At 73.2% G+C, this 14723-nt stretch carries 11 protein-coding genes; 6 read left to right on the top strand and 5 right to left on the bottom strand.

Annotated features, from left to right (window positions below; translation table 11 throughout):
- The first annotated feature begins 43 nt into the window (after positions 1-43).
- The 4 genes from IE260_RS20415 to IE260_RS20430 all read left to right on the top strand — a co-directional run bounded on the left by IE260_RS20415 (position 44) and on the right by IE260_RS20430 (position 3672).
- Positions 44-643 carry a GNAT family N-acetyltransferase gene (locus IE260_RS20415; RefSeq protein ID WP_189873886.1) on the top strand — a complete coding sequence of 200 codons (600 nt, stop codon included), beginning with the start codon at positions 44-46 and terminating at the stop codon, positions 641-643.
- Between the two features lie 78 nt (positions 644-721).
- The gene (locus IE260_RS20420; protein WP_189873888.1) at positions 722-1657 is read left to right on the top strand and encodes a hypothetical protein; all 936 of its coding nucleotides are present in this window, start codon (positions 722-724) and stop codon (positions 1655-1657) included.
- Positions 1658-1958: 301 nt separating this feature from the next.
- On the top strand, positions 1959-2735 hold the full coding sequence (locus tag IE260_RS20425) for a hypothetical protein (RefSeq protein WP_189873890.1): 777 nt from the start codon (positions 1959-1961) through the stop codon (positions 2733-2735).
- A 73-nt stretch (positions 2736-2808) separates the two neighbouring features.
- Positions 2809-3672 (top strand): DMT family transporter, encoded by an 864-nt coding sequence (locus IE260_RS20430; RefSeq protein ID WP_189873891.1) that lies wholly within the window; start codon positions 2809-2811, stop codon positions 3670-3672.
- A gap of 11 nt (positions 3673-3683) precedes the next feature.
- Here the strand turns inward: IE260_RS20430 and IE260_RS20435 are convergent, their stop codons facing one another.
- From IE260_RS20435 to IE260_RS20445, 3 genes are all read right to left on the bottom strand, one after another.
- A complete protein-coding gene (locus IE260_RS20435) occupies positions 3684-4313 on the bottom strand; it encodes an FxLYD domain-containing protein (RefSeq protein ID WP_189873893.1) in 630 nt (209 codons plus the stop codon).
- Between the two features lie 48 nt (positions 4314-4361).
- Entirely contained in the window at positions 4362-6479 is a 2118-nt protein-coding gene (locus IE260_RS20440) for an ATP-binding SpoIIE family protein phosphatase (protein WP_229880950.1), read from the bottom strand.
- Positions 6480-6783: 304 nt separating this feature from the next.
- Positions 6784-7101: a hypothetical protein gene (locus tag IE260_RS20445; RefSeq protein WP_229880952.1), complete on the bottom strand. Its 318-nt coding sequence runs from the start codon at positions 7099-7101 to the stop codon at positions 6784-6786.
- 472 nt (positions 7102-7573) lie between these two features.
- On the opposite strand from IE260_RS20445, the gene IE260_RS20450 reads away from it, so the two are divergent.
- A complete protein-coding gene (locus tag IE260_RS20450) occupies positions 7574-8029 on the top strand; it encodes a hypothetical protein (protein WP_189873895.1) in 456 nt (151 codons plus the stop codon).
- Between the two features lie 30 nt (positions 8030-8059).
- Here the strand turns inward: IE260_RS20450 and IE260_RS20455 are convergent, their stop codons facing one another.
- Positions 8060-10435: a glycoside hydrolase family 65 protein gene (locus IE260_RS20455; RefSeq protein WP_189873897.1), complete on the bottom strand. Its 2376-nt coding sequence runs from the start codon at positions 10433-10435 to the stop codon at positions 8060-8062.
- Between the two features lie 41 nt (positions 10436-10476).
- Positions 10477-12861 carry a phosphoketolase family protein gene (locus tag IE260_RS20460; RefSeq protein WP_189873899.1) on the bottom strand — a complete coding sequence of 795 codons (2385 nt, stop codon included), beginning with the start codon at positions 12859-12861 and terminating at the stop codon, positions 10477-10479.
- A gap of 406 nt (positions 12862-13267) precedes the next feature.
- Between IE260_RS20460 and IE260_RS20465 the strand changes: the two genes are divergently transcribed.
- The gene (locus tag IE260_RS20465) at positions 13268-14641 is read left to right on the top strand and encodes an MBL fold metallo-hydrolase (protein ID WP_189873901.1); all 1374 of its coding nucleotides are present in this window, start codon (positions 13268-13270) and stop codon (positions 14639-14641) included.
- The last annotated feature ends 82 nt before the right edge of the window (positions 14642-14723 follow it).

Raw genomic sequence — 14723 nt, forward strand, 5'->3', positions numbered from 1 at the left:
ATAATCGTTTCTCTTCGGCAGGCCTCCCATCTAGGATCCGGCCATGATCGAAGGCACGTCGACACGGCTGCGAGCACTGCGCTCCGAGGACGCGGAGCACCACCTCCGATGGCGCAACGACCCGGAGGTGGTGCGCTGGGCGGCCGCCGGCGACCCGTGTTTCGGGCCGGTCACGTCGGAGGCGATCGCACTCGCCTTCGACACGATGCTGCGGCTGAGCCCGAGGGAGTCGGCCGTGTTCACCGTCGAGGACCTGGCCGGCGGACGGGTGATAGGCATGGCCGACTACCGGGACCTGGATCCGTACGCCGGGGTGGCCACGCTGGGCATCACCATCGGCGAGAAGGAGTTCTGGGGCCGCGGTCACGGTTCCGACGCGCTGCGGCTGCTCATGGACCACCTGTTCGGCGCGTACGGGCTGCACCGGCTGGAACTGGACACCTGGGGCGGCAACGAGCGTGCCGTCCGCGCCTTCACCAGGCTCGGCTTCCGTGAGGAGGGCCGCCTCCGGTCCGCGGTGCTGGTGGCCGGGGAACGCCACGACCGGGTGCTGTTCGGCATCCTCCGCGAGGAGTGGTCGGCCCTCGCCCGACCGGCTTCGAACGTCCCGCCGGCGACTCGCACCGCTGCCCCGGCCCGGTAACGGTCCTCGGGTCGCGAGGTGCCCGGCATGACCGTAGACAGGAACCGGTCGTAGCCGTCGCGGTGGAGGCTGAGGAGCATGCAGCGCAAGGACACACGCCGGCGACGCGGGGCCGAGGACGACGTGGAGTCGGTTCTGGACGAGCTCTACGCCACGCCGCCGCCCGACTTCGTCTCGCGCCGTGAGGAGCTGGCCGTCACGGCCAGGACGGCCGGCCGCGCCGACGACGCCCGCCGGATCCACGCCGCACGCCGGCCCACACGGGCGGCCTGGGCGGCCAACCTGCTGTTGCGCTCCCAGCCGGAGGAGAGCGCGCAGTTCCTGGAACTGGGACGGGCCCTGCGTCAGGCGCACCGAACCCTCGACGCCGACGGGCTCAAGGAGCTCTCCGCACAGCGCCGGCGCATCGTGGCCGCGCTGTCCCGGCAGGCCGCCGGGCTCGCCCGCGACGCCGGACACCCGCTGTCGGACGCGGCGCAGAGGGAGGTGGAGTCGACCCTGCGCGCGGTCCTCGCGGATCCGGACGCGGCCGACCGGTGGGCCGGCGGACGCCTGGAGACGGCCCTCACGCCACCGTCGGCGTTCCCCTCCGACACCGCCACGCCGTCCCCGGGCCCGCGGGCACGGCCGTCCCGGCCGGCCGCCCCGCCGCCCGCACGCAGCACCCGGAAGGACGAGCTCGCCGAGCGGCGCCGCAAGCGGCGGGAGGAGCTCGCGCGGGCCGAGGAGGCTGCGGAGGCGGCCGCCCGACGGCTGCGTGACCGGCACGCGGAACACGCGGACGCCGACGCGGCGCTCCGTCGCGCACGTGAGGTCCACGAGCAGGCACGGCAGCGCGTCTCCGACGCCGAGCGGCAACTGCGGCAGGCGCAGCAGGACCTGGAACGGGCCGAGCGGGAACGGCGGGCCGCCGAGGAGCGGGACCGGGCGGCCACGGACGCGCTGGCCGGGGCCGAGCGTGAGGCACGCGAGGCCGCACGGCACGTGGACCGTCTGGCGGCCCGCAACAAGTAGTGCTGCCCGCCTCCGAGTACGCGCACTCATGGGGGCATTCGCCGCACGGGGCAGGGCGGCCGCACCAGCCGTCCGGAGGGAGCCGGTGAGGTCGACGCCCGACGGCGAGTGCGGGTGACCGGCGCGCTCGCACCGTTCGCATGACGGCACCGCACACATGTCCGCCGGGCAGCACGCCGAGGACCATGGGGAACGACATGTGTGATTCGTCCGTACCATCTCTGTGTCAGCACGGCCCACAGCGATGCGATCAGCCGCTGCCGGCGCCGCTCACGGCCGCGAAACCAGGAGAGTCGACCACATGCCCGAAACCACGAGCCAGGCCACCGCGTTGGCAGCGCAGTACACCGCCCAGGTGACCGGCGACCTGGAGCTCAACGTCCAGGAACAGGAGCGCGTCAGCGCGGACATCACCGCCCTGCAGCAGCAGCTCGCCGCGTTGCAGCACGACCACGCCCTGCTGGTGAACATGCAGCAGGCGCTGGGCGTCGAGCCGCCGTCCGCTCGGCGGGAGACCACCTCTGGCGCGGCCGCCGTGCCCGCCCCGCGCGACGGTGCCGGCACCGGGTCGGGTGGCACCGGGCGGAGCCGGAGCAGGAAGTCCTCCACGGCCACGGCCGAGAAGCCGGCCACGAAGAAGGCCGCCACGAACAAGGTCGCGCCGAAGAAGGCCGCCACGAAGAAGGCCGCGCCGAAGAAGGCCGCCGCCGAGAAGACCACCACGAAGAAGAGCACCACGAAGAAGGCCACCACGAAGAAGGCCACCGCCGAGAAGTCGCCGGCTCGCACGGGATCCGCCCAGCAGGCGCGGCCCACGCTGGTCGAACTCGTCCGGGCCCACCTCGTCGAGCAGGGCGAGCCGCGCTCCGCCGCCGAAGTCACCAGCGCGCTCGCCGGCGCCCACCCCGAACGCAATGTCAAGCCCACCGTCGTGCGCACGACGCTCGAAGGGCTCGTCGCCAAGAACCAGGCCCAGCGCAGCAAGCAGGGCAGCTCCGTGTACTACACCGCATCCGACGCACCCGCGGCGACGGGCGACGCCCCGGCGGAGCCCACGTCCGGACAGACCGGCAGCTGAATCACACGTCAGCCGTTCGCGTCGTCCGCCGTGCCGACGCGCGGCCGGCCGGGGCGCGGGCGAGGATCGGTGGATGGGTTTCGTGCTGCCGGTGCTCTTCGCACTCCTCGCCGCGTTCAGCAACGCGCTGGCCACCGTGCTCCAACGGCGTGCCGCGCTGAGCGTGCCGCAGTCCCAGGGATTCCGTCCGGGACTGGTCGTCGACCTGTTGCACCGGCCGATCTGGCTCGGCGGCATGCTGGCGGTCGTCGTCGCCGGCGTGGGGCAGGCGGCGGCCCTGGCCACCGGGCCGCTGTCACTCGTCCAGCCGTTGTTCGTTCTCGAACTTCCGCTGGCGCTGCTGCTGGCCTCGCTGATGACCGGCCGCCGCCTGCCCGACGTCATGTGGCTCGCGGTGGGTGGCGTGGTCGTCGGACTCGGGCTCGCGCTGGCGGCGGCCGCGCCGGACCACGGTGTCGCCGACGTGTCCGTGACCCGCTGGGTGCCCACGCTGTGCGCCTGCGCCGGGGCCGCCGTCCTGCTGGCCGCGGCCGGTCTGAGGCGGCCCGTCGGCAAGGCCCGCGCCGGCTGTCTCGGCGCGGCGACCGCGGTGTGCTACGCGCTCACGGCCGGGCTCATGAAGGACTCCATGCGTGTCCTGGACACGGACGGCCTGGTCGGCTTCCTCACCGCCTGGCAGACCTACGCGTTCGCCGTGGCCGGAGTGTGCGCCGTCCTCCTGCTGGAGCACGCCATGCAGGGCGGCCCCCTGGTCGCCTCCCAGCCAGCCCTCACCCTGGGGGACGCCACGGTGAGCCTCCTGCTCGGCGTGGTCCTCTACCGCGAGGACGTACGCACCGACTGGTGGCTGCTGCCGCAGGCGCTCGGCGTCGCACTGGTCGTCATGGGCGTCCTGACCCTGGCCCGGCGGGGGGTCGACCTCAGCACGGGCCGGTGACCGACGGGGCGTCAGTACCTCTGCGCCTTGGCGATCTTCGCGGTCAGCGGCGGCTCCGGGGGCTTCCTGCTGATGGCGAGCGGGTGCGCCTGCTTGCCGGGTGCGAGGTCCTGGGCTCCGACGTACCGCGTCTCGACCACCTTGCCGTCCGCGTCGCTGAAGTCGACCTGAACGGCGTACGAGGCGGTCTCGTCGGTGCGGTTGGTGATGTTGACGACGAGGGCCCGCACGCCGTTGGTCTCGGACAGCGGCAGGCCCGTCATCGAGACCTCGTTCGTCGCGTTGCCCCGACCGTCGACGTTCTTCAGCTGCTTCTGGGCCTCCGCGCGGGCGCGTTCGGCCTCCGCGGAGACGGATGCCTCGAACGCCGAGGCCGCCGCGGAGGCCGAGGACGCCGCCGCGGACGCGGAGGCCCGCGCCTCCGCCTTCCTCGACTCCGCCTCGGACGCCAGGGCCGACGGCACCTCGCCCGTGAAACTCGCGGTGTCGGGAGCGGTCGGCGTCGGGGTGGGCGCACCTTCGCCGTCGCCGTCACCGCCGCAGGACACGAGAGCCGCCATGCCGGTGATCACCGCGCACACGGTGAGCACGACCGGCCTTCGGCGCGGGCGTGCCGTGACGGTTGACGTGCCTGTGCTCATGGATCCATCCCATCGCCGGGTGCTGACCAGCTACATCGTGCACGAGCCTCACGTTTCCGGCGATTCGGGCGAAGAGCTCGCCGGACGACGCCGCGTGCCGTCGTGCAGCGGCTGTTCGGCCCAGAGCACCTTGCCCGTGTCGGTGGGGCGGACGCCCCACCGGGCGGCGAACCGCGCGACCAGATACAGGCCGCGGCCTCCCTCGTCCATGGTGCGCGGGTGGCGCAACTGGGGGGCGGCCGCGCCGTCGTCGTACACCTCGCAGGTCAGTACGTCGGACAGGAGCAGTCGCATGCGCACCGGTGGGGCCCCGTAGCGGACGGCGTTGGTGACGAGTTCGCTGGCGACGAGTTCGGTGCCGCGGGCGATGTCCTCGTCGATGCCCCACACTGCGCACTTCTCGCGGACGATGTCACGGGCCTCGGCAGGGCTGGTCCGGGCGTGTGCGAGGTCGGCGGTGACCACGTGTCCGGGGGGCAGCGTGCCGGTGCGGGCGAGGAGCAGTACGGCGCCCTCCTGGAGGGCCGCGTCGGGCAGGGCGTAGACCGCCGCGTCGCACAGCTCGTTCAGGCCGAGGCCGGGCCGCGCGAGGGCGCCGCGCAACGGCGCGTCGGCGAGCTCCTGCTCGCGCACGAAGCCGCCGGCCCGCAGGGCCAGTACGCTGCCCTCCGCCACGCTGACGACCGAGTTGGCGAGCGGCGCGAGGTCCGTGGATCCCAACGCCGGTCCCGGTGCCACCTCGGGCGTCCACACGCGGCCCTCAGGGGAGACGATCAGCGGCGCCGTCCCTCCGGCGCAGGCCGTGACGAAGTGCCGGGTCGACGGATCGTAGACGGCGTACACGCACGTGGCGATGAGCGGTTCGCGGTGCAGGGGGTCACCGGTGGGCAGCGCGGCCCGCTCCTTGGCCAGCCGGGCGGCGCTCTCGTCCAGACGGGCCAGCAACTCGTCCGGGCCGAGGTCCAGCTCGGCCAGCGCCCTGACGACCAGGCGCAGTTGTCCCATGGCCGCGGCCGACTCGATGCCCCCGCCTGCCACGGCACCCACCACGAGCGCGGTGCGGGCGCCCGGCAGGGCGATGGTGTCGTACCAGCAGCTGCTGTCCCGGCCGACCCGGTGGGCGTGGGCCGTGTCCAGGGCCGCCCGCGGGCGGGCCGTCTGCGGCAGCAGACGCCGCTGCACGGTGGCCGCGATCGTGTGGTCGTGCTGGTACCGGCGCGAGTTGTCCATGGTCAGCGCGGCACGTGTGGCCAGGATCGCCACCGTTTCGAGGTCTGCCGCGCAGAACGGCTCGTCACCGCCGAGGCGGTACAGGGTGAGCATGCCCAGGACGGTGCCGTGCAGCGCCAGCGGGGCGATGAGCAGGGAGTGCGCCCCCGCCATCCGCACGGCCCGGTTCCACTCCGGGTCAGCGTCCAGCCACACCACCTCCGAGTCCAGGTCGACCAGACGCGGGCGCATGTCGGCGAGAGCTCGCCCGAACGGGGTCCGCGGGGGCACGTACCGCAGGTCCACCGAGGCGTGCTCGGGGAGGGTCACCGCGCTGGTCACGGCAGCCCGTCTCAGCGGCCTGCCCTCCACCTCGGCGGCCGGCGGCGGCTCGTCACCGTGCAGCACGTCGACGACCAGGTCCGCGGCCGCGATGCCCGCGTAGTCGGGCACCAGGCAGTCCACGAGTTCCCGTGCGGTGGCCGTGACGTCCATCGTCCTGCCGACGGATTCCCGTACGGCGGCCACCGCGGCGGCCCGGCGGCCGGCGCGTTCGCCCTCCGTCACGTCGTCCACGGCCACGAGTACGCCGAGCGGCGTACCGTCGTCCGGGCCGTCCAGCCGCTGCGCGGTCAGCAGCAGGCTGCGTGAAGGGCCCTCGCTTCCCGTGCGGCGGCCGGTGGTCCGCAACAGGTGTGGTTCCGGTCCCGCCCGCGCCTGGCCGACGAGCGCCTCGAACGCGGGCGGGTCGTCGAGCAGGCATCCGTCGCCGAAACGGTCCCCGACGCGGTGCCGGGCCGCTTCCCCGTGTGCGCCGTGGGCCCAGATCACCCGCAACCGGTCGTCGAGCACGACGAGGTCCGCGGTGGACCGCGCGAGCAGGGTGGTCAGCAGCGCGCCCTCCAGGGCGTCCCCCTCCCCCGCTGCCGCGCGCCCCGATCGGTCGATGTCCTGCACGGTCCCTCAGCCTCCGCCCTGGTGCCGGTCGGGTGGGCCGGGCCGGGCCCGGCCATGGGGCGACTCGTTCACCATGGCGCACCGGCTGGGAGGACGCACCCGGAGGGACACGGGAGCGACGCACAGTGGTCCCGGTCGCTCGGCGCCCCACAGGGGTGACATGTCGCAGGCCGCGCCTTCCGGGGAGTCACCGCCGACCACCGAGCCGCCGCTGTGATCGTCTGGGCCGTCGCGGGCACGCTTCGAGAGCGTCCGCGAGGGCGGAGCCCTGCGTCGAGGTCGTCACCGTCGTCCGCTGACGGCGTCAGCCGAAGTCCGCCGGGCGGTGGGGCCGTTGCACCGTGGCCGACTCGATGTGGCGGGTGCCCGCCAGCCATCGGTGCAGTGCCACGTGAACGCTGCCGGGAAGCCTGCTGAGCTGTTCGATGGCGTCGTGGTCCCCGGGCGAGGGGGCGATGCCGGCCGCGGTGAGGATGGCGTGCAGGTCCAGCCGGCGCAGATCGACGGGATCGATCCGGCAGGGAACGCGTTCGCCCGGGTTGGGCGGCTGGAGGAGGAAGTCGTCCTGGGCGTCGCGGATGCGCGTCGGGCCGGCGGCGGACGAGGAGGTCATCGTGTGCATGCCGCTCTCCTTCACATGGTGGTCGCCTTTCTCGGTGGCATGAGACATCGGGCCGGCGGCCGCGGTTGCGCCCCGGCCGGCGGACCACACGGTGGATGCAATCGGCGCCTTATCGCACGAACGGACACGCGCGGGCGTCGCACAGGAAAAACCCCGCTCCCGCTGTCGCGGGAACGGGGTTCCTTCTCGAGCGCCGGGCAGGCCTTGCACCTGCATCTCCCCGCAGGAAGCGGGGCGTCTTTCCTTGGACCACCAACGCAAGCAGCCGCCGTCCTCGGCGGGCGGCGCCTTCAAGATCCATCATAGCGCACTCCTCGCCGACGGCACGACGTCGGACCCTCGGGCGCTACTCCGTACGAGTGGTGCATCTTGGGACACGGCCTTAGCGTCGGAACCGGGAAGACGAGAGCGGAGACAACCGACCACGGGTGAGGCAGCGGGACGAGCCTCCGGAAGACGGGCGGGAGCAGACATGGGCACACACCCGACGAGGACAGCGGTCACGCTCTGTGCCGCCGCCGCGCTCGCGATACCCCTGGGCACGGCGTCCGCCGCGCCGTCGGCGGAGCGGACCGGGCACCACCACGCACGGGACCCCGTACTGGTCGACTGCTTCTGGAGCCCCGAGGTACGCCCCGGCGCGTTCCTGCTCGCCTGCGGGGACGGCAACAGCCACCTGGTGTCGCTGAACTGGTCGCGCTGGGGCTCGCAGTCGGCGATGGCCCGGGGCGTCAACGTGGTCAACGACTGCAAGCCCTACTGCGCGGTCGGAACGTTCCGCTCCTACGCCGTGACCGTCCGGCTCGACCAGCCGCGGACCTGGGAGAAGGACCCCGACCGGCAGCAGTTCACCCGGATGAGCCTGACCTACCACGACGGAAGGCCCGAAGGGTACCCCCGCACGGTGACGTATCCCCTCTGGAGCTGACGCGCCGGCGCCCGGGCCGGCCGCTGCGGGTCAGTCCGGGAGCACCAGCCGGCAGGTGTCTCCGGGCTGCAGCCGGACCGTGCGGTCCGGCAGCCGCACCTCGAGCGGCGGACGGTCGGACGACGGTACGGCGATCTCCAGCCGCCCGTGTTCCAGCCGGAGCCGCACGCCCCAGTGGCCCTGGTAGCGGATGGAGAAGCCGTACGACGACAGCTCCGGCAGCGGCACCGGGTCCAGCCACAGTGCCCCGGCGCGGGTCTCCAGCCCGGTCAGCCCGCGCTGGACGAGGTCGAGGGTGCCGGCCATGGCGCCCAGGTGGATGCCCTCGCCGGTGGTGCCGCCCTGCAGGTCGGCGACGTCGCCCTTGAGGGCCTCCTGGCAGAACGTCCACGCCTCGGCGCGGCGGGCCCGGGCGAGGATCCAGCCGTGGACGAGCCCGCTGAGGGTGGAGCCGTGGCTGGTGCGGGCGAGGTAGTAGTCGACCGTGCGCCGCCAGGTCTCCTCGTCGAGGCTGTACCCCAGCCTCCCGAAGAGCCACTGGAGTTCGGACGGGGAGAACAGGTAGCCCAGCATGAGCACATCGGCCTGCTTGGACGCCTGGTACTGGTTGACGCTTTCGCCCTCGGCCTCCAGGATCCGGTCCAGCCGCCGGATGTCGTCGTACCGTTTGCGGTAGTCCCTCCAGTCCAGTTCGGCCAGGTCGCCGTACCCCTCGAACTGGCTGATGACACCCTCGTGGAAGGGCACGTGGAGGGTGCGGGAGACGTCCTGCCACTGCTCGAGCTCGCCGCCGTCCAGACCGGTGCGTTCGACGAGTTCGCGCCGCCGGGGTGCGGGCAGGGCGTCCATGACCTCCAGGGTGCGGGTGAGGACCCAGGCTGCGGTGACGTTGGTGTAGGCGTTGTCGTCCAGGCCCGGCCACTGGGCGCCGGGGTATGCGTCGTGGTACTCGTCGGGGCCGACCACGCCTCGGATGCGGTGCCGGCCCAGGTGCTCGTCCCAGGTGGCCGAGTCCGCCCAGAAGCGGGCGATCTGCAGCAGCATCTCGGCGCCCCTGGTGTGCAGGAACTCGGCGTCGCCGCTCGCCTCGCAGTACTGCCAGACGTTGTAGGCCACGGCCGAGCCGACGTGCCGCTGGAGATGCGAGTGGTCCGGCAGCCAGCGGCCCGAATGGGGGTTGAGGTGGAGCTGCTGGGTCTCCTCGCGTCCGTCGCTGCCGCTCTGCCACGGGTACAGGGCGCCCCGCCGCCCGATCGCCCGGGCCGCCGCGCGGGCCCGCCACAGCCGGCGGTGCCGGTAGTGGAGCAGCGCCCGGGACACCTCGGGGAAGTGCAGGTTGAGGTAGGGCAGGACGAACAGCTCGTCCCAGAAGACGTGCCCCCGGTACGCCTCGCCGTGCAGTCCGCGGGCCGGTACCCCCACGTCGAGGTCGGCGGTGTGCGGGGAGAGGGTCTGCAGGACGTGGAAGAGGTGCAGACGCAGGATGCTGCCCGCCTCGCCGGGTACGTCCAGTTCGGCCCGGCGCCACAGTTGGCCCCAGGCCGTCCGGTGCGTCACCAGCAGCTCGTCGAAGTCCGGTGCGTCGGCCACCCGGTCCACGGCGGCCTGCAGCGGATCGCTGATCGCCGGGTCGTGCGAGGTGTGCAGGGCCACCGTCTTGTCGACGCGGAGGGTGCGGTCGGCCTCCAGGTGCAGGGTCGTGCGCTGGGTGGCGCGCAGCCGCTCCCGGCCCGAGGTGACCGGCGCGTCGGCCTTCGTCCGGGCCGCCATCCCGATCCGGATGTCCGAGGTCCGGGTGCGGCAGCGCAGCCACACCGTGTCGTCGGTGACGCCGCCGGTGTGCACGTGGGTCAGGTGGCGGCCCTCCAGCTCCCGGTAGCGCGGCACCCCGGCGTTGGCGACCCCGCCGTCGAGGGCCACCTCGACGTCGAGGTCCGCGGTGCCGTCCGACACCGCGAACTCCGTGCGCATGGCCGCCAGATGGGGGTCGGCCATGTGCACCAGACGCAACTGGCGGACGGACAGCACGCGTCCGTCACCGAGGCTGTAGCGGGTGCGGCGCTCCAGCACGCCCGAGTCCAGGTGCACGGTCTGGCGGTGGTCGAGCACCGGGGCGGTGTCCGGGGTGAGCCAGTCCCCTCCGGCCGTCCGGAAGCGCAGCGGCAGCCAGTTGGGGAGGTTGACCATGTCCTCGTTCTCCACCTGGCGGCCGGCGACGGTGGAGGTGAGCCGGTTGTAGCAGCCGGCCACGTAGGTGCCCGGGTAGTGCACGTCGTCCGCGGCGCACTCGGGCAGGGCGCCGCGGGTGGCGAAGTAGCCGTTGCCCAGCGTGCACAGCGACTCCCTCAGCCGTTCGTCCGCGGGGTCGTAGTGGTCGTAGTCCCAGGTCGAGGGGGTTGCGGTCACTGAGGTGGTGTCCCTTCGCGCGGTCCCCCGAGGTCCCTGTGTCAGCTGTCCCAGGCCCAGTCGGCGACCTCGGGCAGGTCGACGCCGTGTTCGCGGATGTGGTCGTGGTGACGCAGCCGGGTGTCCTCCATCCGCTGGCGCACCGCCGCGGCGCGCACGGCGAGGCCGGGCACGCGGTCGATGACGTCCATGACGAGGCGGTAGCGGTCCATGTCGTTGCCGACCACCATGTCGAACGGGGTGGTCGTGGTCCCGATCTCCTTGTAGCCCCGCACGTGGAGGTGCCCGTGGCCGGTGCGCCGGTAGGCCAGCCGGTGGATGAGCCAGGGGTAGCCGTGGTAGGCGAAGATGACCGGCTTGTCGGCGGTGAACAGTCCGTCGTACTCGAAGTCGCTCATCCCGTGCGGGTGTTCCTCGCCGGGCAGCAGCCGGGCGATGTCGACGACGTTGACCACGCGCACGGCCAGTTCGGGCAGGTGGCGCCGGAGCAGTTGGGCGGCGGCCAGGACCTCCTGGGTGGGGACGTCGCCCGCGCAGGCGAGCACCACGGCGGGTTCGCGGCTGCCGTCCTCGGTGCCCGCCCAGTCCCAGACGCCCGCGCCCCGCGCACAGTGGACCCGTGCCTCGTCCATGGACAGCCAGTCGAAGCAGGGCTGTTTGCCGGCGACGATCACGTTGACGTAGTCGCGGCTGCGCAGGGCGTGGTCGGCGACGGAGAGCAGGGTGTTGGCGTCCGGCGGCAGGTAGACCCGCACGGCCTCGGGGCTCTTGTTGAGGATGTGGTCGACGAAGCCGGGGTCCTGGTGGGAGAAGCCGTTGTGGTCCTGCCGCCACACGTGGGAGGTGAGCAGGTAGTTGAGGGAGGCGATGGGGGCGCGCCAGGGCAGGCGGCGGGTCACGCGCAGCCATTTGATGTGCTGGTTGACCATCGAGTCGACGATGTGGACGAAGGCCTCGTAGCAGGAGAACAGTCCGTGCCGGCCGGTGAGGAGGTAGCCCTCCAGCCAGCCCTGGCAGGTGTGTTCGGACAGGATCTCCATCACCCGGCCGTGCCGGTCGAGGTTCTCGTCGACGGGCAGGGTCTCTTCCTGCCATGCCTTGCCGCTGGCGGCGTAGACGGCCTGGAGGCGGTTGGAGGCGGTCTCGTCGGGGCCGACGAGGCGGAAGTCGCGCCGGCCGGCGGTGGCGTCCATGACGTCCCGCAGCAGGTCGCCGAGGACCCGGGTGGGTTCGTGCATGGTCGCGCCGGGTTTGTCGACGGCGACGGCGTACCGCTCAAGCGGTGGCAGGGGCAGCTCGCGCAGGCGCAGTCCGCCGTTGGCGTACGGGGTGGCGCCGAGGCGGCGGCTGCCCGCGGGGACGCATGCCAGGACGTCGGGGCGCGGGGCGCCGCGGTCGTCGAACAGTTCCCCGGGGCGGTAGGAGCGCAGCCACCGCTCCAGCTCCCGCAGGTGCTCGGGGTTGTCCCGTACGGCGGACAGGGGGACCTGGTGGGCGCGCCAGGTGTTCTCCACGGGCAGGCCGTCGACCTCGGCCGGGCCGGTCCAGCCCTTGGGCGTGCGCAGGACGATCATCGGCCAGCGGGGCCGGTCGCCGGCGCCGTCCTCGCGGGCGGCGCGCTGGATCGCGGCGATGCGGTCCAGCGCGGTGTCCATGGCGTGGGCCATCGCGCGGTGGACGGCCGCGGGCCGGTCGCCGGTGACGTGGACGGGGTCGTGGCCGTATCCGCGCAGGAGTTCGTCGAGTTCGGCCTCGGGGAGCCGGGCCAGGACCGTGGGGTTGGCGATCTTGTAGCCGTTGAGGTGCAGGATCGGCAGGACGGCGCCGTCGTGGACCGGGTCCAGGAACTTGTTGGAGTGCCAGGAGGTGGCCAGCGGGCCCGTTTCCGCCTCGCCGTCGCCGATCACACAGGCGACCACCAGATCGGGGTGGTCGAACGCGGCGCCGTAGGCGTGCGAGAGCGCGTAGCCGAGTTCGCCGCCCTCGTGGATGGAGCCGGGCGTCTCGGGAGCGACGTGGCTCGGCACGCCGCCGGGGAAGGAGAACTGCTTGAAGAGGCGGGCCATCCCGGCCGCGTCCCGGGTGATGTCCGGATAGGTCTCGGTGTACGAGCCCTCCAGCCAGGAGTTGGCCAGTACGGCCGGCCCCCCGTGTCCCGGGCCCCAGATGCACAGGGCGTCCAGATCACGGTCCTTGATCACCCGGTTGAGGTGGGTGTGGACGAGGTTCAGGCCGGGTGAGGTGCCCCAGTGACCGAGAAGCCGCGGCTTGACGTGCTCGGGGCGCAGCGGCTCGGTCAGCAGGGGGTTGGACATCAGGTAGATCTGGCCGACGGAGAGGTAGTTCGCGGCGCGCCAGTGGGCGTCCAGCGAGGCGAGCTCCTCGTCCGTGAGCTCGGAGGGCGCCTGTTGCGTGTCGACGGACATCGGGGGTCCTTTCCGTGTCGGGACAGCGGTCGGGCCGGCGGGTGCGTCCGGGCGGGCGCCGGTGCACATCCCACCACCCTCCGCCGACCGGTCGGGTACCCGACAGGGCCGTTCGGGTCACGTCCGTTCCCGAACGGGGCCGACGGACGCTCAGGCGCAGCCTGCCAGGGTCGCAGCTGCGTGCCGACGAGAGAGGAGACCGCAGGGCCGCCGTCGGCGCCGACTCCGACGGCGGCCCTGCTGGTGCACCGCTTACCCCCGCTCTCCTTCCGCACGCAGCCCTTGCTCCTCCGGTACCGGGCGGCAGGACGCCTCTTCCGAAAATACCCCCCTGGGTATCTCTGTTACGGTGGGACGCAGCGATACCCCCGGGGGTAATTTCCTCGAGTGTGCGAAGGAGAGTGCCGTGTTCTTTGTCGACGTCCTGGATACTTCAGGGCTGGGCAACCGCAGCTATCTGGCGGGAGGAGCCCGGTCGGCCGTGGTCGTGGACCCGCCGCGGGACATCGACCGCTTGATCGCCGAGGCCGCGCGGCGAGGGGTGCGGATCGTCGCCGTCGCCGAGACGCACGTCCACAACGACTACGTGACCGGCGGCCTGGAACTGGCCCGCGTGACCGGCGCGCGCTATCTGGTGCCGGCCGGGGCCGAGGTGGCGTACGACCGCGTGGCGGTGGCCGACGGGGACACCGAGCCCGTCGACGACCGACTCGTCCTGCGGGCGGTGGCCACGCCCGGTCACACCCCGCACCACACTTCGTACGTCCTGCACGAGTCGGGGCGGGCGGTGGCCGCCTTCACCGGCGGATCACTGCTCATCGGCAGCGTGGGCCGCCCCGACCTCGTGGAACCGCGGCTGACCGAACAGCTCGCCCACGCGCAGCACGCGTCCGCCCACCGCCTGGCGGCCGAGCTGGACGACGAGGTGGCCGTGCTGCCCACACACGGGTTCGGCAGCTTCTGCTCGGCCGCCCGGACCGGCGGCGCGCACAGCACGATCGGCGCGGAGAAGGCGGCCAACCCGGCTCTCGCCCAGGACGTGGAGACGTTCGTCGAGGAACTGCTGGCGGGGCTGGACGACGTGCCCGCCTACTACGCGCACATGGGCCCGGTGAACGCCGGCGGCCCCGCGCCCGTGGATCTGACCGAGCCGCGGCGTGCCGACGCCGCCGAGATCGCCCGGCGGCTCGCCGCCGGTGAGTGGGTCGTGGACCTGCGCGGCCGGGTGGCCTTCGCGGCGGGGCATGTCGCCGGGGCGTTCAACTTCGCGGTCGACGGGCAGCTCGCGACCTATCTGGCCTGGATGATCCCGTGGGGCAAGCCGGTCACCCTGCTCGCCGAGAGCGCGCGGGACGTCGCCCGCGCGCAGCGGGAGCTGGCCCGGGTGGGCATCGACCGCCCCGCCGCCGCGGCCGTCGGCTCCCCGGACGACTGGGTCGCCGACGGGTCCCGGCCGGTCTCGTTCCCGCGGGCCGCGTTCGCCGATCTGGCCGCGGCGCGGCGACGCGGGGAGGACGTGGTGGTGGTCGACGTACGCCGGGCCGCCGAGCGCGCGGAGGGCTGGATCCAGGACAGCGTCCACCTTCCCGTCCACGAGATCCACCGGCGTCTGGACGAGGTGCCGCCGGGCACGGTGTGGGTGCACTGCGCGGGCGGGATGCGCGCCGCCATCGCCGCGTCGGTGCTCGATGCCGCCGGACGTCGTGTGGTGGCCGTCGACGACGGCTTCGCCTCGGCGGCCTCGGCCGGACTCCCGCTCGTCTCCCGCACCCGTGACTGACCGCACGCCGGCGCCGGTCCGGCCGCCGCGGCACCGGGCCGCCCCGGGCACTGCTGCCGGGAACGCGCGTCCGTCCTTCGGG

Origin of the sequence: Streptomyces viridiviolaceus, assembly GCF_014650995.1 — a bacterium.
Taxonomy (GTDB): Bacteria; Actinomycetota; Actinomycetes; order Streptomycetales; family Streptomycetaceae; genus Streptomyces; species Streptomyces viridiviolaceus.

Bases quoted from the DNA above. Each gene is read 5' to 3' on its own strand.
- IE260_RS20415 (WP_189873886.1), top strand. From the start codon at position 44: ATGATCGAAGGCACGTCGACACGGCTGCGAGCACTGCGCTCCGAGGAC.
- IE260_RS20420 (WP_189873888.1), top strand. From the start codon at position 722: ATGCAGCGCAAGGACACACGCCGGCGACGCGGGGCCGAGGACGACGTG.
- IE260_RS20425 (WP_189873890.1), top strand. From the start codon at position 1,959: ATGCCCGAAACCACGAGCCAGGCCACCGCGTTGGCAGCGCAGTACACC.
- IE260_RS20430 (WP_189873891.1), top strand. From the start codon at position 2,809: ATGGGTTTCGTGCTGCCGGTGCTCTTCGCACTCCTCGCCGCGTTCAGC.
- IE260_RS20435 (WP_189873893.1), bottom strand. From the start codon at position 4,313: ATGAGCACAGGCACGTCAACCGTCACGGCACGCCCGCGCCGAAGGCCG.
- IE260_RS20445 (WP_229880952.1), bottom strand. From the start codon at position 7,101: ATGCACACGATGACCTCCTCGTCCGCCGCCGGCCCGACGCGCATCCGC.
- IE260_RS20450 (WP_189873895.1), top strand. From the start codon at position 7,574: ATGGGCACACACCCGACGAGGACAGCGGTCACGCTCTGTGCCGCCGCC.
- IE260_RS20460 (WP_189873899.1), bottom strand. From the start codon at position 12,861: ATGTCCGTCGACACGCAACAGGCGCCCTCCGAGCTCACGGACGAGGAG.